The organism is Delftia sp. DLF01 (genome assembly GCF_014852125.1).
Classification (GTDB): domain Bacteria; phylum Pseudomonadota; class Gammaproteobacteria; order Burkholderiales; family Burkholderiaceae_C; genus Comamonas; species Comamonas acidovorans.
The window spans coordinates 429306-451937 of sequence record NZ_JACVAZ010000005.1; the positions used below are offsets into that span (position 1 = coordinate 429306).

The 22632-nt window shown below is 65.2% G+C and carries 18 protein-coding genes and 1 pseudogene; 9 read left to right on the forward strand and 10 right to left on the reverse strand.

Annotated elements, in window-relative coordinates:
• Nucleotides 1-20: 20 nt before the first annotated feature.
• Entirely contained in the window at nt 21-1223 is a 1203-nt protein-coding gene (locus IB269_RS25650) for a YbfB/YjiJ family MFS transporter (protein ID WP_192368656.1), read from the reverse strand.
• A gap of 102 nt (nt 1224-1325) precedes the next feature.
• On the opposite strand from IB269_RS25650, the gene IB269_RS25655 reads away from it, so the two are divergent.
• Nucleotides 1326-2243 (forward strand): LysR family transcriptional regulator, encoded by a 918-nt coding sequence (locus IB269_RS25655; protein ID WP_071953841.1) that lies wholly within the window; start codon nt 1326-1328, stop codon nt 2241-2243.
• On the opposite strand, the gene IB269_RS25660 is transcribed toward IB269_RS25655, so the two are convergent.
• The 4 genes from IB269_RS25660 to IB269_RS25675 form a co-directional block, all read right to left on the reverse strand.
• Nucleotides 2238-3878: a YifB family Mg chelatase-like AAA ATPase gene (locus IB269_RS25660; RefSeq protein ID WP_192368657.1), complete on the reverse strand. Its 1641-nt coding sequence runs from the start codon at nt 3876-3878 to the stop codon at nt 2238-2240. The two genes, IB269_RS25655 and IB269_RS25660, sit on opposite strands and share 6 nt — an antisense overlap.
• A 164-nt stretch (nt 3879-4042) precedes the next feature.
• On the reverse strand, nt 4043-5425 hold the full coding sequence (locus IB269_RS25665; protein WP_013800161.1) for a tripartite tricarboxylate transporter permease: 1383 nt from the start codon (nt 5423-5425) through the stop codon (nt 4043-4045).
• A 1-nt stretch (nt 5426) separates the two neighbouring features.
• Entirely contained in the window at nt 5427-5852 is a 426-nt protein-coding gene (locus IB269_RS25670; RefSeq protein WP_016448616.1) for a hypothetical protein, read from the reverse strand.
• A 41-nt stretch (nt 5853-5893) separates the two neighbouring features.
• Nucleotides 5894-7183 carry a hydroxymethylglutaryl-CoA reductase, degradative gene (locus IB269_RS25675; protein ID WP_123695049.1) on the reverse strand — a complete coding sequence of 430 codons (1290 nt, stop codon included), beginning with the start codon at nt 7181-7183 and terminating at the stop codon, nt 5894-5896.
• A gap of 118 nt (nt 7184-7301) precedes the next feature.
• On the opposite strand from IB269_RS25675, the gene IB269_RS25680 reads away from it, so the two are divergent.
• Both IB269_RS25680 and IB269_RS25685 read left to right on the forward strand, forming a co-directional pair.
• A complete protein-coding gene (locus IB269_RS25680) occupies nt 7302-8717 on the forward strand; it encodes a PLP-dependent aminotransferase family protein (protein WP_192368658.1) in 1416 nt (471 codons plus the stop codon).
• A 207-nt stretch (nt 8718-8924) separates the two neighbouring features.
• Entirely contained in the window at nt 8925-9905 is a 981-nt protein-coding gene (locus tag IB269_RS25685; protein WP_318652182.1) for a hypothetical protein, read from the forward strand.
• Nucleotides 9906-9937: 32 nt separating this feature from the next.
• Here IB269_RS25685 and IB269_RS25690 read toward each other — a convergent pair whose 3' ends face one another.
• Nucleotides 9938-10945 carry a LysR family transcriptional regulator gene (locus IB269_RS25690; RefSeq protein ID WP_034397782.1) on the reverse strand — a complete coding sequence of 336 codons (1008 nt, stop codon included), beginning with the start codon at nt 10943-10945 and terminating at the stop codon, nt 9938-9940.
• Nucleotides 10946-11150: 205 nt separating this feature from the next.
• On the opposite strand from IB269_RS25690, the gene IB269_RS25695 reads away from it, so the two are divergent.
• The 4 genes from IB269_RS25695 to aldA are packed head-to-tail and all read left to right on the forward strand — an operon-like array spanning nt 11151 to nt 15934.
• A complete protein-coding gene (locus IB269_RS25695) occupies nt 11151-12446 on the forward strand; it encodes an MFS transporter (protein ID WP_071953834.1) in 1296 nt (431 codons plus the stop codon).
• 29 nt (nt 12447-12475) lie between these two features.
• Nucleotides 12476-13663, forward strand: a complete 1188-nt coding sequence (gene rhmD, locus IB269_RS25700; protein WP_016452099.1) for an L-rhamnonate dehydratase — start codon at nt 12476-12478, stop codon at nt 13661-13663.
• A gap of 11 nt (nt 13664-13674) precedes the next feature.
• Entirely contained in the window at nt 13675-14484 is an 810-nt protein-coding gene (locus tag IB269_RS25705; protein ID WP_192368659.1) for an HpcH/HpaI aldolase family protein, read from the forward strand.
• A 16-nt stretch (nt 14485-14500) separates the two neighbouring features.
• Entirely contained in the window at nt 14501-15934 is a 1434-nt protein-coding gene (aldA, locus tag IB269_RS25710; protein WP_192368660.1) for an aldehyde dehydrogenase, read from the forward strand.
• 21 nt (nt 15935-15955) lie between these two features.
• Here the strand turns inward: aldA and IB269_RS25715 are convergent, their stop codons facing one another.
• The gene (locus IB269_RS25715) at nt 15956-16471 is read right to left on the reverse strand and encodes a MarR family winged helix-turn-helix transcriptional regulator (protein WP_192368661.1); all 516 of its coding nucleotides are present in this window, start codon (nt 16469-16471) and stop codon (nt 15956-15958) included.
• Nucleotides 16472-16573: 102 nt separating this feature from the next.
• Between IB269_RS25715 and IB269_RS25720 the strand changes: the two genes are divergently transcribed.
• Both IB269_RS25720 and IB269_RS25725 read left to right on the forward strand, forming a co-directional pair.
• Nucleotides 16574-17551, forward strand: coding sequence for a tripartite tricarboxylate transporter substrate binding protein (locus IB269_RS25720; RefSeq protein WP_097204579.1), 978 nt, complete (start codon nt 16574-16576; stop codon nt 17549-17551).
• 85 nt (nt 17552-17636) lie between these two features.
• On the forward strand, nt 17637-18965 hold the full coding sequence (locus tag IB269_RS25725) for a sulfatase (RefSeq protein WP_013800172.1): 1329 nt from the start codon (nt 17637-17639) through the stop codon (nt 18963-18965).
• Between the two features lie 68 nt (nt 18966-19033).
• Here IB269_RS25725 and IB269_RS25730 read toward each other — a convergent pair whose 3' ends face one another.
• The 3 genes and pseudogenes from IB269_RS25730 to IB269_RS25740 all read right to left on the reverse strand — a co-directional run.
• A complete protein-coding gene (locus IB269_RS25730) occupies nt 19034-19897 on the reverse strand; it encodes a DUF4034 domain-containing protein (RefSeq protein ID WP_192368662.1) in 864 nt (287 codons plus the stop codon).
• Between the two features lie 1081 nt (nt 19898-20978).
• Nucleotides 20979-21305 (reverse strand): annotated as a pseudogene (locus IB269_RS25735) (RHS repeat-associated core domain-containing protein); the annotation flags it as partial.
• A 503-nt stretch (nt 21306-21808) separates the two neighbouring features.
• The coding region (locus IB269_RS25740) for an RHS repeat-associated core domain-containing protein (protein ID WP_192368663.1) at nt 21809-22632 on the reverse strand (824 nt) is incomplete at its 5' end.

The window sequence follows — 22632 nt, forward strand, 5'->3', positions numbered from 1 at the left end:
CCTGTCTCGAATCCGCGCACTCATGCGGCAGCCTGCCGGCGCGCGCTGGCGCGGCTGGCGGCGATCATGAGCGTGCCCAGCAGCAGCGACACGCTGCCGATGACGAACAGGCGCTGGTACGAGCCCAGGCCCGCATAGCTCCAGGCCATGAAATACCCCGACACGGCCTGCATCAGCGCAAAGGCCGCCGTGGCATAGCCCCACATGCGCTTGTGCTGCGCGGGGCCGATCAGCTGCATCAGGTAGCCCGAGGTGATGGCCGCCATGCCCGGCGACAGGGCGCCCACCAGGAAGGACGAGGTCGCATGCCCCGCAAATCCCACCCAGAACAGCGGCATGGCAATGGCCAGGGTCTTGACCGCATAGGCGCCCGTGGTCGTGCCCCACCAGCCAAAGCGCGTGGCGCACAGCGAGGCCACCAGCGGCCCGGCAATGGCGCCCAGGCCGAACACGGCCCACTGCGTGGAGGCATAGGCATCGCCCAACTGCAACTCGCGCGCCAGGTAGTCCACCCAGAACACCGTGTGCGGCACAAAGCCGAAGGCGTCCGTCATATAGGCCAGCATCACCAGCACCACGGGCAGCGTCCACAGGGGCGCGGCGGGCACGTGCCGGGCATGGGGCGTGATGGCAATGGGTGCAGGCACCGGCAGCCGCCGCACATGGCGCCAGCCCAGCCAGCCGGCCCAGGCGCAGACCGCCGCCAGCGCCCACCAGACGGCGCCCAGGCTCTGGCGCGCCAGCAGCGGTATCAGCGTGGCCGACAGCAGGGCGCCGGCACCTATGCCGCAGAACATCAGCGGCCCCAGGGCCGCGCGCCGCTGCACGGGCGTGGCCGCCAGGGCCACGGAGGGGCCCAGCACCATCAGGATGGCGCCGCCAATGCCCGAGATGCAGCGCCAGGCAAAGAACCAGGGCATGGGCAGAGGCCAGGCGCAGGCCGCAAAGCTCAGCGCCAGGGCCACCCAGCACCACAGCAGCACGCGCAGCGCGCCCAGGCGTTCGGCCAGCGGCGCGGCGGCCAGAGCGCCGATCAGATAGCCCAGCAGATTGGCCGCGCCCAGGTAGGCCACCTGCTCGCCGCTGAACCAGCCGGCATGCACCATCTGCGGCATCAGCGCCGTGTAGGCAAAGCGCGCCAGGCCGACGCCGCTGAGCGTGGCCATGAAGCCGGTCAGCAGCAGGGAAGTTTCGTTGCGTTGGATCACGGGAGTGGGCGCCATGCGGGGAGGATGGGCATACATTAGGCGTTGCCGCCCATCATGTCCAATGATTCAAAATGATGGCATCGATCTCGATTGAAGATGGATGTCACTGGAGCCGCGATGCAACTGAAGTCCCTGCGCATGTTCCTGGCCGTCTGCGACAGCGGCAGCTTCGGCGCCGCCGCGCAGCAACTGCACACCGTGCAGTCCAACGTGACGGCCCATGTGAAAAAGCTCGAGGACGAGGCCGGCGTGCAACTGCTGGAACGCAGCGCGCCCGTGCACGCCACGCCCGCAGGCCGCCTGCTGGAGCAATACGCGCGGCGCATGCTGGCCGACCATGACGAGGCGCTGGCCCTGCTGCAAGGCAGCTCCCGGGCCGCCGGCGCGCTGCGCATAGGCTCCATGGAAACCACGGCCGCGCTGCGCCTGCCGCCGCTGCTGGCACGCCTGCACCAGGCCCAGCCCGGCCTGGACCTGGAGCTGCGCACGGCCACCACGGCCGAGCTGCTGGCCGATCTGCTTGCCGGGCGGCTGGACTGCGCCTTCGTCTCCGGCATGCCGCCCCAGTCCCGCCTGCAGGGCTGGCGCGTCTTCGAGGAGGAGCTGGTGCTGGTCACCGCCTTCGCGCTGCCGCGCTTTCCCGATGCCGCCCAGCTCAGCGCCGTGCCCTTCCTGGCCTTCCGCCAGGGCTGCAGCTACCGCCAGCGCATCGAACTGCTGCTGGCCGCGCGCGGCGTAGCCGCACGCATCATGGAAATGGGATCGCTGGACGCCATCCTCGGCTGCGTGGCCGCCGGCATGGGCTACGGCCTGCTGCCGCGCAGCGTGGTCCAGGCCCAGCAGCACCGCTTCGGTGTGCACATCACGGCCCTGCCCGGCGCACTCGCCCAGGAAGTCGCCCGTGTGGAAACCTGGTTCGTCGTGCCCGCGCGCCAGGGCTGGTCGCCTGCGCTGCATGCGTGCGTGGAGGTGTTGGGGATCGACCAAGAGGTTGCGGCTGTCGATGCGCAAGGCCTGGTGCCCGCCGGCTCATGAAGGCAACCGCAACACCCTCCGATACTGCATGGCCTCGGCCACATGCCCCGTCTCCACTGCCGCGCTGCCTGCCAGATCCGCAATGGTGCGCGCCACCTTGAGCGCGCGGTGGGTGCTGCGGGCCGACCAGCCCAGGCGTGCGGCGGCCTTGTGGGCGAAGGTCAGGGCCTCGGGCGACAGGCCCAGGTGGTCGTCCAGGGCTTGGCCCTGGAGCTGGTGGTTGGCGCTGCCCTGGCGCTGCACGGCCAGCGCGCGGGCCTGGACCACGCGCTCGCGCACGGCCTCGCTGGTTTCGCCCGAGCGCGCGGCCAGCAGCTCCTGCGGGGGCAGGGCGCCGACTTCCACATGCAGGTCGATGCGGTCCAGCAGCGGGCCGCTGATGCGCGCCTGGTAGCGCGCCACCTTGTCGGGCGTGCAGCGGCAGCGCTGCACCGTCGACCCCCAATGGCCGCAGGGGCAGGGATTCATGGCCGCGACCAGCTGAAAGCGCGCGGGGAATTCGCAGCGCTGCGCGGCTCTGGCGATGGTGATCTGGCCGGTCTCCAGCGGCTCGCGCAGCGCCTCCAGCGCGCTGCGTGCGAACTCGGGAAATTCATCCAGAAACAGTACTCCCTGATGGGACTGCGAAATCTCGCCGGGGCGCGGTGGCGAGCCTCCTCCGACCAGGGCCACGGCACTGGCCGTGTGATGCGGGCTGGCCGTGGGACGCTGGCGCCAGCGCTCGGGCGTGAAGCGGCCGGCCAGGCTGGCGATGGCGGCGGCCTCCAGCGCCTCGTCATCGCTCATGGGCGGCAGCAGGTCGGCAAAGCGCTGGGCCAGCATGGACTTGCCCGAGCCCGGCGGCCCCACCAGCAGCAGGCCGTGGCCTCCGGCCGCAGCGATTTCCAGCGCGCGCCGCGCCTGGGCCTGGCCGCGCACCTCGGCCAGGTCCAGGCTGCTGCGCACTGGGGCGGCGGGCTGCGGCTGCACCGCATGCCAGCCCGGGCCGGAGCATGCCTGGGTGTCGCCTGCTGCCGGCAAGGCGTCGGTTTCGTCGGTCTCGCCGGTGTCCTCGCTTTCGTCGCTGCAGCAGGCACTGTCCGTGTCCTGCTTCGCCTGCACCAGGGCATTGGCCGAGCGTGTGATGAAGCGGCGCACCACGTCCAGCAGGTGGTGCGCGCAGAACACCTGGGCCGATGGCACAAAGGCCGCCTCCTGCGCGCTGCCCGGCGGCAGGACCAGGCGGGCGCCGTCCTGCTGGCGGTGCAGGGCCAGGGCCGTGGCCAGCGCGCCGCGCACGGGCCGCAGGGCGCCCGACAGCGACAGCTCGCCCGCGAATTCGTAGTCGCCCAGCGCATCGCCATTGATCTGGCCGCTGGCCGCGAGAATGCCCAGCGCAATGGGCAGGTCGAAGCGCCCCGAATCCTTGGGCAGGTCGGCGGGTGCCAGGTTGACGATGATGCGTTTGTTGCTCGGGAACTCCAGCCCGGAGTTCAGCAGTGCCGAGCGCACGCGTTCACGCGCTTCCTTGACCTCGACATCGGCCAGGCCCACCAGCGTGAACGACGGCAGGCCGTTGGCCAGATGCACTTCCACGGTGACACGCGGGGCGGCCAGCCCCAGCAGCGCACGACTTTGAACCAGGGCCAGACCCATGGGCACCTCGCAGGAACGACAGACACAAAGCCACACAAAGGAAGAAGCCGCCTGCGGAGCGGCGGCCTCGGTGACCCAGTATGGCAACGGCCTTGGGCCTTGTGGGCGGCGGGTGCGGCGCTGCCCCCAAATCTCAGAATGTTCTGACCCTTGCGGCGCAAAAATCAGAACAGCTTCACCAGCGCCGGAACGCTTAGCACGGCCGTGTAGTAGCCCATGAACTGCACGCCGGTGTTGAAGCCGAAGCCGCGTGACAGCAGGCCGCCGAGCAGGCCCATGGTCAGGATCACGAGCAGGCCCAGCAACTGGCCTTCCCAGACGCTGATGACGATGATCAGGCCCACGAAGGTGGCGATGATGGCTTCGTGGCTGACCCGGCGCGAGACGAACAGCGCCGCGCTGCGCGCGAAGTTCATGGCGAAGGGGTAGGACACGAGGGCCGCCAGCAGCACGGCCAGCATGCCGTAGCCCAGGAACTCCCAGTGGCTGAGCAGGTTGTGCAGGTTGTTCACCTGGCCTGTGGCGGCATCGACGGTGAAGCGCGGCGGCGCATTGAACAGCGGCGCGGCGGGGCCGGCGGCCACGGGGCTCAGCGGCAGGCCGAAGGCGATCAGCGGGATCAGCGCCTCGGCGATGTAGGTGGCCTCGGTCACGCCGTTGCGCGCGCTCAGCACCGTGGTCAGGCGGTGGTAGGCATGCTTGATGCGCGAGCCCACCAGCTCGCCCAGCACCACGGTCATGGCCACGGGGCTGAAGACGAAGGTGGCGCTGGAGATGGTGGCCGTGGCCAGGGTCCAGCGCGTCTGCACGCGGTCCAGCACCTTGAGCGGGTTGGGGAAGTAGCCCGACCAGCCCTTCACGTCGGGCGCCAGGTTGAACTGGCGCACCTTGTCGCGCAGCATGCGCTGGCGGCCGGCCGGCGAGATCACGGTGAACAGGTCGGCGATCAGCGGCCCGATGGCAATGCCCAGGAAGTAGCTGATGCTGAGCTTGACCTCGTATTTGGCGGTGAGGCTTTGCAGCGCAATGATGACGACCACGAACGGAATCAGCAGCATCACCGAGGCCCAGCGCCCCGCCGAGAAGTAGGCGATGAGGAGGGCGGCGGCCAGGAAGATCCAGGGCGCCGTCTTGGTGATCATGCTGCCGAAAGGCGCCAGCATCACGGCGAACAGCACGGCCAGCGGCACGGCGACAAAGGCCGCGACGATGCCGCCCGAGACCATCTTGCGCAGCGCGATATGGGGCACGCCCAGCTTGCGCAGCATGTTGGCGTCCTGCAGCAGCGGCGTGGCCAGCGTGTCGCCGGGAATGCCCAGCAGCGCCGTGGGCACGGCATGCGTCATGTGCTTGGCCACGGCGCCGGCCAGGAAGAAGGTGAACACGCCGGCGGGCGGCACGCCCAGCAGCACCACCAGCAGGGTGAGCGGGGCCAGCGTGGTGGTCTCGTCCGTGCCGGAGACCAGGCCGATGGCGGCGAACACCACGGCGCCTATCAGTCCCATGGCGGCTGCGACGGCGATATCATTGGTCAGCAGGGTTTCCATCTCATGCCCTCCCGGCCTTGTCGGCGAACAGCTCGTAGAGCTTGAGCTCCTTGAGTTCCTGCACCACGGCGGGCGGCAGGTCCTGCACCGTGCCCAGGCCTCCGGGCTGGCGGGCCAGTTCCTCCAGCACTTCGCGGCGCCATTCGGGGTCGTTCGAGGTGTCCAGCTCGGTCACTTCCCGCTTGGGCGGAAAGGCACGTGCGCAGATCACGCCGGCGATCACGCAGCCGGCCAGGCCCGCGAGCATGGCGTAGGCGTGGGCCAGCTGGCGCGACTCGACCACCGTGGCCAGCCAGCGGCTGGCCAGGTAGAAGCCCAGCACGCTGATGCCGGTGCCGATGGCAATCGCCCAGGCCAGGTGGCGCAGGTCCACGGTGTCGCCCCAGACCTCGGCCAGCCGCCAGTCGGCGGGATCCTTGCTTGTCATGTGTGTCTCCTTGGGTTTTTGTTTGTGTAGCCGCGCGCTGGTCAGGCCCTGGTGCGCAGCGCGGCCAGCACTTCCAGTGCGCGGTCGGTGCGCACGTCGTGCTCGGCGGCCAGCTGGCGCGCCACGGCATCGACCTCGTCGCCCGTGGCACCGGCCACCAGGGCGATGTTGCGGGCGTGCAGGGCCATGTGGCCGCGTTGAATGCCTTCGGTGGCCAGGGCGCGCAGGGCGCCCAGGTTCTGCGCCAGGCCCACGGCGGCGGCGATCTCGCCCAGCTGCTGGGCGGACTGCAGGTCCATGATCTTCAGCGCCAGGCGTGCCAGCGGATGGGTCTTGGTGGCGCCGCCGACAAGGCCCACTGGCATGGGCAGCTCGATGCTGCCGACCAGTGCGCCGCCGGCATCCTTTTCCCAGCGCGTGAGCGAGGTGTAGCTGCCGCTGCGGCTGGCATAGGCATGGGCGCCGGCCTCGACCGCGCGCCAGTCGTTGCCCGTGGCCACGATGACGGGGTCGATGCCGTTCATGATTCCCTTGTTGTGCGTGGCCGCGCGGTAGGGGTCGATGGCCGCGAAGGTATAGGCGTCCAGCACGCCTTCGATGATCTCCTCGCCGCTGCGCTCCTGCGTGGCCAGGGTCTGCGGCGTGAGCCGCACGCGGGCGCGGGCCAGCCGCAGGTCGGCCAGGTTGGACAGGATGCGCAGCCGCACGCTGCCGCCCGTGATCTGCTCGACCAGGGGCGCCACCGATTCGGCCATGGTGTTGACGGTGTTGGCGCCCATGGCGTCGCGCACGTCCACGATCAGGTGGACCACCAGCATGGGGCCGCGCGGCGTGTCGGGGAAGACGTGGACCTCGATGTCCTTGCAGCCGCCGCCCAGGCCGATCAGCACCTTGTCGCGGCTGTTGGCGCGCTCGATGATCTGCGCACGCGCCTGCAGCACGGCCAGGCGCGCGCCGTGCGGATCGGTCACGCCCAGCACCTGGACCTGGGCGCGCATCAGCGGCAGCGTGCTGGAGGTCTGAAAGCCCCCGTCCTCGCGCGCCAGCTTGGCCATGTACGAGGCGGCGGCCACCACCGAGGGCTCCTCCACCGCCATGGGCACCAGCACGTCGCGGCCGTTGACGCGGAAGTTGCCCGCTACGCCCAGCGGCAGCTCGAAGCTGCCGAACACGTTCTCGATCATGCCGTCGGCCAGCGCCAGGGGCAGGGCGCCGGGGGCGGCGAGCAGGGCGCGCTCGGCATCGGACAGGCCGCAGGCATCGGCCAGGAAATCCCGGCGCTGGGCCGGTGTGAGGGCACGGAAATTGGGCAGGCGCGAATCGGCAACCATGGAAGACATCTCCTCGGATCAAAACTCTGGTCGCCGGACTGTAGGAAAACTGTACCGCTTTCAAAAGGTACAGTTTCGGGGAACAGTACCATCGCACTGCAACATGAACGGAGGGCGCATGGCAGACACCAGAGGGCGCTCGGCCCCCATTGCCGAGAAGCTGGCCGACCTGATCGGCCAGCAGATCGTCGACGGCGTGTACCGCCCTGGCGACAAGCTGCCCTCGCTGCGCGAGCTGGCGCAGCTGCACCGCTATGCCAAGAACACCGTGGTCTCGGCCTTTGACCTGCTGGTCTCGCACGGCATCGTGGAGCCGCGCCGGGGCTCGGGCTTTTACGTGCTGGGCACGGGGCGCGGTGCCCAGCGCACCGATGAGGACGCGGGCCAGCTGGGTCGGGCCATGGACATCGTCTGGCTGATGCGCGAGCAGCTCAAGACCCAGCCCGACTGCGTGGGCGTGGGCGACGGCTTTCCGCCCGTGGAATGGCTGGCCGACATGCGGCTGGACCGCTACCACCAGAAGGTGGTGCGCACGGGGCTGGGATCGCTGTTCCGCTACGGCAGCCGCTACGGCTATGCGCCGCTGCGCGACAGCCTGGTGCGCAAGCTGGGTGACTTCGGCCTGCAGGCCACGCCGGGCCAGCTGGTGCTGACCCATGGCGCCAATGAGGCCATGGACCTGGTCATCCGCTACTTCGTGCCGCCGGGGGCCACCGTGCTCGTGGACGAGCCCGGCTACTACCCGCTGTTCGGCAAGCTCAGGCTGGCCGGCGCCCATGTGGTCGGCGTGCCGCGCCTGGCCGACGGGCCCGACGTGGCCGCGCTCGAATCACTGCTGGCCCAGCACCGGCCGCGCCTGTTCTTCACGCAGTCGCTGGCCCACAATCCCACGGGCTCGGACATCTCGGCCGCCAAGGCCTACAAGGTGCTGCAGCTGGCTGAGCGCCACAACCTGCTCATCGTCGAAGACGATCCGCTGGCCGACTTCAAGCCCACCTCGGCCGTGCGCCTGTCCACGCTGGACCAGCTGGAGCGCACCATCTACATCGGCAGCTTCTCCAAATCCTTCTCGGCCGCGCTGCGCGTGGGCTTCATCGCCTGCAACGACGCGCTGGCCAGCGACCTGGCCGACCTCAAGGCGCTGATCCACGTCAGCGGCTCCGAGTACTGCGAGCGCATGGTGGACGTGATGCTGCGCGAGGGCCACTACGAGCGCCACCTGGTGCGCCTGCGCCACAAGCTGGGCCAGGCCACGGCCCAGGCGCTGGGCTGGCTCGATGCCCACGGCTGCGAAGTCTTTGCGCGCAGCCCGCAAAGCCTGTACCTGTGGGTGGCCTTCCCCGGTGTGCAGGACTCGCTGCGGCTGGCCGAGCAACTGGTGCCGCGCAAGCTCAGCATGGCGCCGGGCCGTGTTTTCCATGTCGATCCCTCGGCCGTCTCGCGCTGGTCGCGGTGCAACGTCAGCGCCATGCTGGATCCGAGGTTCCAGGCCGCGATGGGGCAGGTGCTGGCAGCAGACGGCCGAGTACAGTAACGCGTTGCCCGAGGAACAGGCCAAGCTGCGCCCGGATCAGGGTATTCGTATTGATCAGGTGGATGACTGGACGGAAAGATGCACGGAAACCCATATTTCTTGCTGCTGGCCTGGCTCCTCGCAGCCTGTGCAATGGCTCCAGTCCAGGCGGGCCAAACGGACTCATCTTCAATATTGCAGCCCCTGGCGCGCCAGCAAGAGCCATTGGTGGGCAGCTACATGCATGTACTGGTCACCATGGAGGTGGCAGGTTCGAGCCAGGTTCTCAAGAAGGGTCCCGAGCCGGTTTTCAGGAGCCAGCAAGAAGAGATTCTTGCTGGGATCGAGGGCGAGTACATCCCTGCGGCGGTTTGGCGTGGTGCTGCGGGTCAGATGGCTCTCTATGTCACGGATTCCGGACTCAAGAAGCTGTCTGAAAGTGGCTTGGTCAGTGCGATAAAGCCGGTGGTGGGCAACTTGGATATCTTCGATCCCGGTGAGGAGCTCAAGAAGATCGAGCGGGAAATCAGGAAAAAGGGATCTGCCCTGATCAGCGTGGTGCCCGCATGCGTACAGGGCAAGGAGTCCGCGGGGGGCGCCGCTGGGCCTGACCCCTGCGGAGATATCGAAGTGAGGAAGCGCGCATTCATTGGCTCTTTGCATCCTGGGCACTTCAAGGGCTTTTGGATGGAGGGAACCATGGCCATGGGCCAGATGTGGGGCAAGGCCTATCCGCAGGGAAATCCGTCCGTCGACCTGGATGCAAGAATCGAGGGGCTGTACGAACTGAAAAGCAGAAAGGATGTCCTGAGCCTCAATCTGGTCGACAGGGATTTGAAGCGTCTGGATGCCGACGTCCATATTCCCCGTGTTGCCTGGCATACCGCCGCTCTGGACTCCTTTCCGCATGGTGCGGGCGCCGTCGTCCGTATCGGCTTGAGGTCCTATCCTGGTTATGCACCAAGGATTTCCATGCTCACGGGAACGGAGCTCAGGGAACAGGAGGCGAGCGTACGCCGGGTGTTCATCGAGATCATGGAAGATCTTGAGCCCGGGTCCACCGAAGCGCTTGACCTGAAACCTCAGATGTCTGGCCTTCTTCCGGTCGCAGAAGTACGTCTCAAGCGAGAGTCTTTCTTGCGCATGCATGCACATCCGGACCCTCGAATTGCGCGCGTTGACTGGGGTACCTGGGTGCCCTTTCCCTGAGGCGGGTTTGTCATTGCAACCGGCTCGCCAACTCAGTGTCCGCTGGCCTGCGCGCGCAGCAGCGCGATGAAGCGCTGCTGCTCCTGCGTGGGCGCGTCGTCGGTGCGCGTGAGGATGCCGAAGGGCGCCATGGGCACGTCGATGCAGACCGGCAGCGCCCTGACCAGGCCCATGCGCAGATAGTCCTTGAGCGCGGATTCGGACAGCAGCATCACGGCGTCGGTCAGTTGCACCAGTTGCTGCATGGAGTACACCGAGCTGCATTCGATGATGTCGGCGGGCGCGGGCAGCTCCAGGCGCTGCAGCAACTGGTCGAGCGCGATGCGCGCGGGGCTGGTGGCCGGCTGCAGGATCCAGGGCCAGTCGCCGACAAGCTCTTGCCAGCCCAGCTTGCGCCGGCGTGTCAGCGGATGGCCGCTGCGCACGACGACCAGCAGCCGCTCGTTGCCCAGTTCCTCGAAGCTGTAGCTGCTGCTGTGGGCCGCAGGGCTGCGCCGCGCAATGGCCATGTCGATGCGCCGCTGGTCCAGCAGGCGCAGCACCTGGTCGCTGGTGTCGCCCATGATGCGCAGGCGCAGCTGGGGGCTTTGTGCCTTCATGCGGGCCACGGCCGTCATCACTAGGTCGGGTGCGGCGCCCATGATGGTGCCGATGGACAGGTAGCCGTAGCCGCCCTGGCGGCGCGCGGCCAGGTCTTCGGCGCAGCGGTCCAGGCTGTTGAGCGAGGCCTCGGCAAACCGCACCAGCTGCGCGCCCAGCGCCGTGGGCCGCATGCCGCGCGGCAGGCGCTCGAAGAGCTGGCAGCCGAACATGTCCTCGATCTCGCGCAGCATGCGCGTGGCCGCAGGCTGGGACATGGCCAGGCTCAGCGATGCGCGGTGCAGGTTCAGGCTCGATCCCAGCGCCACCAGCATGTGCAGGTGCTTGTAGCGCAGACGGTTGAGCAGGCTGCGGTGCAGCACGGGCGGGTCGGATTCGGGCGTGTTCGCAGGCATAAGTACAAGGTATCGGATGTGACCGAAATTCGATTTGTTGAGCATCGATCATGCGCCGTACATTGGCCCTGCGACAAGAAAAAACAGACCCAATCCAGGAGACAAGACATGCACAGCCCATCGCCTGTTTCATGACGCGCTGACGCGGCCGGCACCCAAGCCGCAGCCGCCTCTCGCCTTCCGAAAAAGCACGCCTTCAGCGCCCCCATTTTTGTGGGCGTGATGGCTCTCCATCGCCTTCAGGACCGTCATGAAAAAACTCCCCGCTCCCCTGCTCGCCAGGATCTCCTGGCGCCTGCTGCCCTTTCTTCTGCTCATGTACATCATGGCCTTCCTGGACCGGGCCAACGTGGGCTTTGCCAAGGTGGCCTTCCAGGCCGACACCGGCATCAGCGATGCGGCCTTCGCCTTTGGCGCGGGCGTGTTCTTCGCAGGCTATGCGCTGCTGGAAGTGCCCAGCAACCTGATCATGCACCGCGTGGGCGCCCGCATGTGGATGTGCCGGATCATGGTCACCTGGGGCCTGGTGTCGGCGGCCATGATGTTCGCCCACGACCAGACCACGTTCTACGTGCTGCGCTTTTTGCTGGGCGTGGCCGAGGCGGGGTTCTTCCCCGGCGTCATCCTGTATCTGACCTACTGGTTCCCGGCAGCGCACCGCGCGCAGGCCATGGGCTTTTTCTACTTCGGCGCGCCGCTGGCCTTCATCTTCGGTAGCCCGCTGTCGGGCCTGCTGCTGGAGCTGGACGGCATGGGCGGCTGGCACGGCTGGCAGTGGCTGTTCGCGGTGGAGGGACTGATGGCCGTGGCCGTGGGCATCTGGGCGTATTTCCACTTGGACAACCGCCCCGCCGACGCCACCTGGCTCAGCCGCGAGGACAAGGCGCTGCTGCAGGACATCCTCGACAGCGAAGAGCGCGCCAAGGGCAGCCACGGCCACAGCCTGCTGGCCGCGCTGTGCCAGCCGCGCGTGCTCTACCTGGCGCTGATCTATCTGTTGATCCAGGCCAGCGTCTATGGCGTGGTGTTCTACCTGCCCAGCCAGGTGGCGGGCCTGCTGGGCACCAAGGTGGGCCTGCTGGTGGGCGTGGTCTCGGCCATTCCCTGGCTGTGCGCGCTGCTGGCCGCCTGGTGGATTCCGGGCCATGCCGAGCGAACAGGCCAGCCGCGCGGTATCGCCAGCCTGACGCTGGTGATGGCTGCCGTGGGCATGGCTGCATCGGTGAGTTTCTCCAGCCCCCTGCTGGGTGTGGCCGCGCTGTGCCTGGCGGCGGCCGGCTTCATCGCCGTGCAGCCCGTGTTCTGGACCTTTCCCGCCAACACGCTGGCCGGCGCTGCGGCCGCTGGCGGCATCGCCTTCATCAACTCCCTCGGCGCCGTGGGCGGCTTCATCGCCCCCATCGTCAAGAACTGGGCCGAGGGCTTTTTCCACTCCCCGGCGGCGGGCCTGTACCTGCTGGCCGGCACCACGCTGCTGGCTGCGGCCCTGGTGCTGGGCGTGCGCGCACGCCTGGCGCCGGGCCTGGCCGCACCGTCGGCCGCCTGAACCCCTTGCACACGGAGCAGAACCATCCCATGACACAGATCCCCACCATCAAGCAGGTGCGCGCCTTCACGCTCAAGGGCGGCGGCGCCGACTACCACGACCAGTCCGACGGCCACTGGATCGACGACCACATCGCCACGCCCATGGCCAAGTACCCCGAGTACCGGCAAAGCCGCCGCAGCTTCGGCATCAACGTGCTGGGCACGCTGGTGGTGGAGATCGAGGACAGCGCCGGACGCGTGGGCTTTGCCGTGACCACGGGCGGCGAGCCTGCGGCCTACATCGTCGAAAAGCACCTGGCCCGCTTTCTCGAAGGCGCCCGGGTCACCGACATCGAGCGCATCTGGGACCAGATGTACCTGTCCACGCTGTACTACGGCCGCAAGGGCATCGTCATCAACACCATCTCGGGCGTGGACCTGGCGCTCTGGGACCTGCTGGGCAAGGTGCGCGGCGAGCCCGTGCACCAGCTGCTGGGCGGCGCCGTGCGCGACGAGCTGCAGTTCTACGCCACGGGCGCGCGGCCCGACCTGGCGCAGAAGATGGGCTTCATCGGCGGCAAGATGCCGCTGCACCACGGCCCGGCCGAAGGGGAGGAGGGCCTGCGCCGCAACCTGCAGGAGCTGGCCACCATGCGCGAGCGCGTGGGCCCGGACTTCTGGCTCATGCTGGACTGCTGGATGAGCCTGGACGTGAACTACGCCACGCGCCTGGCCCAGGGTGCGCAGGCCCATGGCCTCAAGTGGATCGAGGAGGCCCTGCCGCCCGACGACTACTGGGGCTACGCGGCCCTGCGCAAGAACGTGCCCACCGGCATGCTGGTGACCACGGGCGAGCACGAGGCCACGCGCTGGGGCTTTCGCCAGCTGCTGGAGATGGGCTGCTGCGACATCATCCAGCCCGACGTGGGCTGGTGCGGCGGCATCACCGAACTGCTCAAGATCTCGGCCCTGGCCGATGCCCACCAGGCCCTGGTCATCCCGCATGGCTCCAGCGTCTACAGCTACCACTTCGTGGCCACGCGCCACAACAGCCCGTTTGCCGAGTTCCTGATGATGGCCCCCAAGGCCGACGAGGTCGTGCCCATGTTCCATCCGCAACTGCTGGGCGAGCCCGTGCCCGTCAACGGCCGCATGCGCCTGTCGGCGCTGGACAGGCCTGGCTTCGGCGTGGAGCTCAATCCCGAGTGCGCCCTGCACCGCCCGTACACGCACTGAAGGAGCCCGCCATGCAACTGCCTGCCAACCCCTTCAAGGCCGCGCTGCGGCGCGCCGAGCCGCTGTACGGCATCTGGGCCGGCCTTGCCACGCCCTATGCGGCCGAGATCATCGCCACCACGGGCTATGACTGGATGCTGGTCGATGGCGAGCATGCCCCCAACACCGTGCCCACGCTGCTGGGCCAGCTGCAGGCCGTGGCGCCCTACGCCACGCACCCGGTGGTGCGCGCCGTGCAGGGCGACACCGTGCTCATCAAGCAACTGCTGGACGTGGGCGTGCAGACGCTGATGGTGCCCATGGTGGAGACGGCCGAACAGGCGCGCGAACTGGTGCGCGCCATGCGCTATCCGCCCCACGGCGTGCGCGGCGTGGGCGGCGGCCTGACGCGGGCCACGCGCTGGGATGCCGTGCCCGACTACATCCGCACGGCGCATGAACAGCTGTGCCTGATCGTGCAGATCGAATCGCCCCGGGGCGTGGCCCATGCGGCCGAGATTGCGGCCGTCGATGGCGTGGACGCCGTCTTCATCGGCCCCGCCGACCTGTCCACGGGCATGGGCCATGCGGGCGACGCCAGCCAGGGCGAGGTGCAGGAGGCCATACGCCGCACCGTCGAAGCCACGCTGGCTGCCGGCAAGGCCTGCGGCATCCTCGCGCCGCGCGAGGAAGATGCGCGCCGCTATGCGGACTGGGGCTGCCGCTTCATCGCCGTGGGCATAGACATCAGCCTGCTGCGCCAGGCTGCGCTGGCCAACCTGGGGCGCTATCGCGCCACCCAAGCCACGGACCAGGCAGCCCCTGCATCCCGCACCTACTGAACCCAAGGAGAACTCCATGGCATCCCCTACCGTGCTGCGCAATTTCATCGCCGGCAGCTTCACCGACAGCTCCGAACTGCATGAGGTGACCAACCCCGCCACGGGCGCGGTGCTGGCGCGCTCGCCCCTGTCCAGCCAGGCCGATGTGGACCGCGCCATCGCCGCTGCGCGTGGCGCCCACAGGGCCTGGGCACGCCGCCCTGCCGTGGAGCGCGCACAGTACCTGCGCCGCGTGGCGGCCCGCATCCGCGACAACGCCGCGCGCATTGCGCGCACCATCACCGAGGAGCAGGGCAAGGTCCTGGGCCTGGCCGAGGTCGAGGTGAACTTCACCGCCGACTACCTGGACTACATGGCCGAATGGGCACGCCGCATCGAGGGCGAAGTCATCACCAGCGACCGGGCCAACGAGCAGATCTTTTTGCTGCGCAAGCCGCTGGGCGTGGTCGCGGGCATCCTGCCCTGGAACTTCCCCTTCTTCCTGATCGCCCGCAAGATGGCGCCGGCCCTGCTCACGGGCAACACCATCGTCATCAAGCCCAGCGAGGAAACGCCCATCAACTGCCATGCCTTCACCGAGCTGCTGGCCCAGTGCGAGCTGCCGGCCGGCGTGTTCAACGTGGTCTATGGCCAGGGCGGCACGGGCGCTGCGCTGGCCGGCCATGCGGGCGTGGACATGGTCAGCTTCACGGGCAGCGTGGCCACGGGCGAGCGCATCGCCGCAGCCGCCGCGCCCCACATCACCAAGCTCAACCTGGAGCTGGGCGGCAAGGCCCCGGCCATCGTGCTGGCCGATGCCGACCTGGACCTGGCCGTGCGCGCCATCCGCGACTCGCGCATCATCAACACTGGGCAGGTCTGCAACTGCGCCGAACGCGTCTACGTGCAGCGCCAGGTGGCCGAGGAGTTCACGGCCCGCATTGCCCAGGCCATGGCCGCCACGCGCTATGGCGACCCGATTGCGCGGCCCGACGTGGAAATGGGCCCGCTGATCAACCAAAAGGGCCTGGACAGCGTGCAGGCCAAGGTGCGCCAGGCCATCGCCGACGGCGCGCAACTGGTCACGGGCGGGCAGGCCGCAGACCTGGGCGCGGGCTTTCACTTCCAGCCCACGGTGCTGGCCGGCTGCCATGCCAGCATGGAGATCATGCGCAAGGAAATCTTCGGCCCCGTGCTGCCCATCCAGGTGGTGGAGGACCTGGACGAGGCCATCGCCCTGGCCAACGACTGCGAATACGGGCTGACCTCGTCGCTTTACACGCGCGACCTGTCCAAGGCCATGCAGGCCATGCGCGAGATCGACTTCGGCGAGACCTACATCAACCGCGAGAACTTCGAGGCCATGCAGGGCTTCCACGCGGGCGTGCGCAAGTCGGGCGTGGGCGGGGCCGACGGCAAGCACGGCCTGTACGAGTACACGCACACGCATGTGGTGTATCTGCAGGGGTGATTGACCTCCTGGACCTTGGCTTCAGGGCGCTGCCGGTTTCTTGCGATTGCGCGGCGCCTTGGGCGGCGGGCTGCTGGCCTCCAGCTCCCGCGCCCGCGTACGGATGCGGGCAAAGGCGCTGGCCATGGCCTGCAGCTCGGGCTCGGGCACGGCGTCCATGAGCTCGCGGTTGATGGCCTGCACCTGCGGGAACAGCTCGGCATGCAGGGCGCGGCCCGTGTCGCTCAGGCGCAGCAGTGCGCGGCGCGCATCGCCCACCTGGCTCTCTTTCCACACCAGGCCCTTGGCCAGCAGCGCCGTGACGGCGCGCGAGGTGCGCGTGCGGTCCAGCTGCGCCTGCTCGGCCAGCTGCGAGGGCTGCAGCTGCCCGGCCTCGGCCAGCAGGCAGACCATGCGCCACTCGCGCCGCGTGATGCCGTAGCGGCCCTCGCACAGGCGCACCACGCGGCTGCCAGCGGCCGCCTGCAGCCGCGCCAGGTGGTAGAGGAACATGTCGTCGAGCACGGCGGGGTGGCGCCAGCGGTGGAGGTCGGTCATGGGCTCGCGGGCCGGTTTCGGGTTTACGCTAGGGATGATGGATTAGATGCATTGTCTGCGGCCTGCGTACATTGGCCGCAAGACAACGACAAGGAGACAAGTATGCCCAGCCCCCTCGCAGCCCTGGCGCGTGCCGCCGTGGCCCTGACCTCCGCCGTGCTGTGCGCGGCGCCCGCCCTGGCCCAGGAATGGCCCAAGGCCAGGCCCATACGCATCGTCGTGCCCAATCCGCCGGCCGGCCCCTCCGACATCTCGCTGCGCCCCGTGGCCGCTGCCATGCAGGCCGCGCTGGGCCAGGCCGTGGTCGTGGACAACAAGCCCGGCGCCAACGGCAACATCGGCGCGGCCGAGGTCGCACGCTCTGCCGCCGATGGCTACACCTGGCTGTGGGCCATGGACCCGGTGCTCACCGTCAACCCCCATGTCTACAAGAACATGGGCTACAAGGCCGACGCGCTGGAAACCCTGGTCGTGGCCGCGCGCTTCTCGCAGACCCTGGTCTGCGGCCCGGGCACGGGCTTCAAGTCCGTCAAGGACATGGTGGCCGCCAGCAAGACGCGCGAGCTGACCTATGCCTCGGGCGGCGCGGGCTCGCCGGGCCACCTGGTCATGGAATCGCTGCTGGCCACTTCGGGCGCCAAGATGGTCCACGTACCCTACAAGGGACCGGCGCCGGCCATGCAGGACCTGCTGGGCGGCCAGGTGGACTGCGGCTTCCTGGCTGGCCCCACGGTCTTCCCCCAGGTCCAGAGCGGCAAGCTGATCGCCCTGGCCACCTCGGGCAAGACGCGCTCGGCGCTGGCGCCCGAGCTGCCGACCATTGCCGAATCGGGCTTTCCCGAGTTCGACGGCACCTTCTGGATCCTGCTGGCCGCGCCCAAGGGCGTGCCGCCCGCCGTGCAAAAGCGCTTTGTCGATGCCATGAACGAGGCCATCCGCGCGCCCGAGCAAAAGGAACGCGCCAAGGCCCTGGACATCGAGATGGTCGGCTCCACCGTGGCCGAGGCCCAGGCACGCGCCAAGGGCCAGTCCGCGCAGTGGGCCGCCCTGGTCAAGCGCATCCACCTGACCAACGACTGAAGGCGCCACCAGGGCCTGTGGCCCTGAGGCACCGCCGTTTTGGCGATACTCCCTTTCCCAACGCATCCACTGTCTCCTGGCTCCCATGGCAACCCAGCGCCCCAATCTGATCTTCATCCTGGCCGATGACCTCGGCTACGCCGACCTCGGCTGCACGGGCGCGCGCGATGCGCACAGCCGCGCCACCGATGTCTCGCCCCGCCTGGACGCCATGGCCGCGCAGGGCATGCGCTTCACGCGTGGCTATTCCAACTCGGCCGTGTGCTCGCCCACGCGCTTTGCCCTGGCCACGGGCCGCTGGCAGTACCGCCTGCGCGGCGCGGCCGAGGAGCCGATTGCCAGCGTCCACGGCGACAAAGTGCTGGGCCTGCCGCCCGACCATCCCACCGTGGCCTCGCTGCTGCGCGACGCCGGCTACGCCACCGCCCTGGTCGGCAAATGGCACCTGGGCTACCCGCCGCATTTCGGCCCGCGCATGTCGGGCTACGAGGAGTTCTACGGCTTTCACGCAGGCGGCGCCGACTACTTCGCCCACTGCGACCCGCGTGGCCGCCCCGACTTCTGGATCAACGAGGAGCCGCACGAGGAAGAGGGCTACCTCACCGACCTGCTGAGCCGCCGCGCCGTGGACTTCGTCGAGCGCCAGACGGCCGACAAGCCCTTCTACCTGTCCCTGCACTACAGCGCCCCGCACTGGCCCTGGCTCACGCGCGACGACCTGGAGGAATCGCGGCGCATCGGCGGCTTCGGCAAGCACACCGACGGTGGCACCATCGAGACCTACCAGCGCATGATCCACCACATGGACGAAGGCATTGGCTGGGTGCTGGACGCGCTCGAGAAAAAGGGCATGGCCGAGAACACGCTCATCGTCTTCACCAGCGACAACGGCGGCGAACGCTTTTCCAACAACTGGCCCTTCATCGGCCAGAAGATGGACCTGCTCGAAGGCGGCATCCGCGTGCCCCTGGTGGCGCGCTGGCCTGACCGCATGCCGGCAGGCGCCGTCAGCGACACCCCCAACCTGACCATGGACTGGTCGGCCACCTTCCTGGCCGCCGCCGGCGTGCACGGCCACGCCGACTACCCGCTGGACGGCATCAGCCTGCTGCCCCTCATGGACGATGGCGCCTGGAATCCCGAGCGAGACCTGTGCTGGCGCATGAAGCACCGCGCCCAGCGCGCCCTGGTGCGCGGCGACTGGAAATACCTGCAGATCGAAGGCGTGGAATACCTCTTCAACGTCGCCCAGGACCCGCGCGAACGCGCCAACCTGCGCGACCGCGAGCCCCAGCGCCTGGCCGAGCTGCGCCAGGCCTGGCAGCAATGGGATGCTTCACTGCCGCCCATTCCGGAAGAAGCCAAGGTGTCGCTGGTGTTCAGCCGGCAGGATCTGCCTTCGGCGACGTTTTGAGGGTGTGTGTGCCCGCAGGCTGTGGGCGATAAAACAAGGCAGGCCTTTGGGCCTGCCTTGTTTCCTGATTACTGGTACGTCCTGACCATGCCCGCCCGTGCGGCCTCCGAGTTGTCGCACATGTCCTTGGCCTGTTTGTAGAGGGCCTGGGCCTTGCTCTTGTCCTTGTCGACGACTTCGTAATGGCTGGCCTTGGCAAGCACCAGGTTGTATTGGAGATAGCTGGCGCTGGCCGATGGCAGCGACTTCACGGCCTGTGACACCATTTGGTCCAGGCCCTCCAAGGACCCGCCCCAGCGCGGGCTCAGGTAATTGAGGGCATTGACGCGGGCCGCCAGGTTCTTGGGATCGGCCTGATCGGCCGCCTGCAGCCACTGCGCCGCAGTACGCCCACCCACCTGGTTTTCCATCGCGGCCAATCCAATCAGCATCGTCTGCGGCAAGGCCGAGCGGGCATCCAGCGCCATGGCCTTTTGCAGATACGGCTGGGCCTTCGCGCTGAGCTGCTTGACACTGTTCCACTGGCTGCCCGTCACACTGGAAGCCGGCGCGTTGCCGCGGGCGCCAAATGCCTTGTTGCCGTAATAGAGGCCCGCATTGAGCTGGGCAAAGAACGACTTGGGCTGCTGATCCGCCCACATGCGCATCACGTTCTCTTCTTGCAGGCTCAGTTGCTGCAGTCCCAGCAGATCCCGCATGGTCAACAAGTCCCCGCCCGAGGAAGAAAGATTCTTCTTGTGCTTGCGGGCCAGTTCCTTGTCCAGCGCCTCGAACTTGAACTCGCTGAGCAGTGCAGCCCTCTCGGACTCTTCCAGAGTGGCATTGCCATCGGGAATCAGCGGGCACTGCGCGGCATAGGTGGCAGTGGCTGCGGAGAGAGACAGGGTTGCGAGCAGGATGCGGATCAGGGTTTGGGTGGTTTTTGCGGTCATGTGTCCCTCTTGGAAATGGAATGTGTTATTCAGAATTGCCAGAATAAATTGACAAATATATTTGATTATTTCCAGAAAACTCCTTTCAATAAAAGTTCATCATTAAATAGTAAATGTTGAAATCCATAAAAAATCTTTATAATAACGCTGCAATGAGATTATTTGGGAAATTTATTGAGCATTATTCTGATAATAAATTTTCTCAAAGCAACTGTATGACTGCGATTCATCCGGAGTTTGCATGGTCATCCTGCCATGCGTGGGCATGTTCGAAAAAAGAACATCTTTCCCCTTCTCGCTCCTGGAGTAAAGGGCTTTTTACTCAGTAGCAGATGAATCTGGATATTTTTCAAATCCTCGGAAATTTTTCTTCTAACTGACTTGTCTTTGCTGTTGATGTAAATAATGCCACTGCCTCTTATTTCATCCAACAAAGCCTGAAGTAAAATTGCTTGCCCTTTTTTGCATATTCATTTCTATGTCCTAGGGGAAATGCAAATTTTTCCAGTAGGCATGCCCTATTTTTATAGGAAAACGTAATTTATTTTGTTCCATCTGCAATATCATTGATCACGAAGTTTATTTATATTCCACGGCTAAAATCTCCAAGTATCAATAATAATATACACAATGCTAGAGCTATATATATTATTACTCTAATAATCAATTTATTTTTCACCATTTATAATGCTTTTGTATTTATTTATGGTGGATTGATACATAATATCTGCATTATGATCAATAATATCTTCGATGCTAGAAAATTTTGGCGAAATTCTGTTCAGTAGCTGACCCGTACTTAATCCAATTCTATCAAAACACTCTCGTTTAAATGCTGCATTTCATGCGCCATTGTTTGAAGAAAATCATCTAATTTACTATCACACATGGAAGCGCCGTCTTCGCCATAAATATCTGCGTTGTATTGAATATTCCCACTAAGATCTGTTCTGCCGGCAAGAACTTGCCCAAGCGTTCCAGATAAACCTACAACGCCAGTAACTGATTTCGGTGTTTTTAGTATTTCGGGGAATTGCCCCTTCAGCACGTTAACCGCTGTATCAACTTGCTCCTTTGTGGCGAGTCCGACTGGATCGAAATAATTCAAGGGAGAACCTTCTGAATATCCAGATAAGTTCCATCCACCCATCAAACCAATCGGATCCTGATTGATATAACTCCCCACCACCGGATCGTAATACCGATGCCGGTTGTAATACAGCCCCGTTTCCCTGTCATGGTGCTGCCCCGGCAGCCGGATCGCCTGGTGCAGGCCCTGCGGGTTGTACTCCTGCAGCACATTGCCCCAGGGGTCCAGCTTTACGGCCTAGGTCACCTGGCCGGTCTGGTCGGTCAGGGCCATGGGTGTGCCCAGGTGGTCGCAGCGGTAGTGATAGATGGCGATGCGCTATTGCTGTTCTCTTTTTTCTCTGCAGTTGCATCTACATATATTGCATGAATGTGCGTGGCACATTGGAACTGCTAGCCCCAGCAGGGCCAAGGTGTCTGCAGCTACGATTCTGGGTGTAGTGCAGGCATATTTTGCTACTACTTGAATAAAAATATCATTGCACGCTTATTAATATTTTGAATTATTCGCGGTTTTTAAGCATTATTAAATAATGCAAAATATAAACAAAATACACCAGAGAAAAAATACGGAATTAAATAGAATAAAAAGAAAATGAAATAACCTCTAGTATTTTTTCTTCTTAGTTCCCTTGAGCCTGCGCCAAATATATACAATCCACAAAAAATGTAAAACAAGAAACTAAATAATAAACTTACACTATTCTCGAATAAATTAATAACTAACATTAAATTCATCAGAATAGATAAAAGTCCAGCGTATATATCTGAATATTTTTCAAAATGCACTAAAGATGATTTATGGTCTATTTTCATTGATTTCTATTTCTTGCAAATGGACGACCCGGAGTTCATCATGCTTTGCGCAGCAGTCGCTCCTTGCAATACATCCAGAGCAGTGTTTTGCCGGGGAGTGAACATACTGCTGACAGGCTGTTTCCATGGTGGGTCCACATCCATGCCCCATTTTATTGGTAGTTTTATTTTATTATTAACTGGAATCTTTCCAACAGCTAAATCCAAACTTAAATCCATCACATCTGCAACCCCTCTGCCTGCATCATTGCATCCAGCAGCACAAACGAGTGCACGAGGCAATGAAGATTGATCGCTCGGTATATCGTAGCTTGGGTCATCGCTCAAGGCTCTTGTAAATCCATACCAGCTTGCACCAAAACCATATACAGATTTTGAAAGCACGGCAGATCCAGCCACTTTTGTTACCAGGGTTGGTTCTGGTGCCGCCAGCAAGGCGCCGCCAACGATTGCACCGCCCGCGTTCCCTAAAATTCCTAACCCATTATTCACTGCATCAGCCCACCTCACTAATCCCAGTGGATCAATCCATTGCAATGGATCTGGCGCATACACTGATATGTTCGTTCCTCCATTCAACCCAATCGGATCCTGATTGATATAACTGCCCACCACCGGATCGTAATACCGATGCCGGTTGTAATACAGCCCCGTTTCCCTGTCATGGTGCTGCCCCGGCAGCCGGATCGCCTGGTGGATGCCTTGCGGGTTGTACTCCTGCAGCACATTGCCCCAGGGATCCAGCTTGGCGGCCCAGGCCACCTGGCCGGTCTGGTCCGTCAGCGCCATGGGTGTGCCCAGGTGGTCGCAGTGGTAGTGGTGGATGGCGA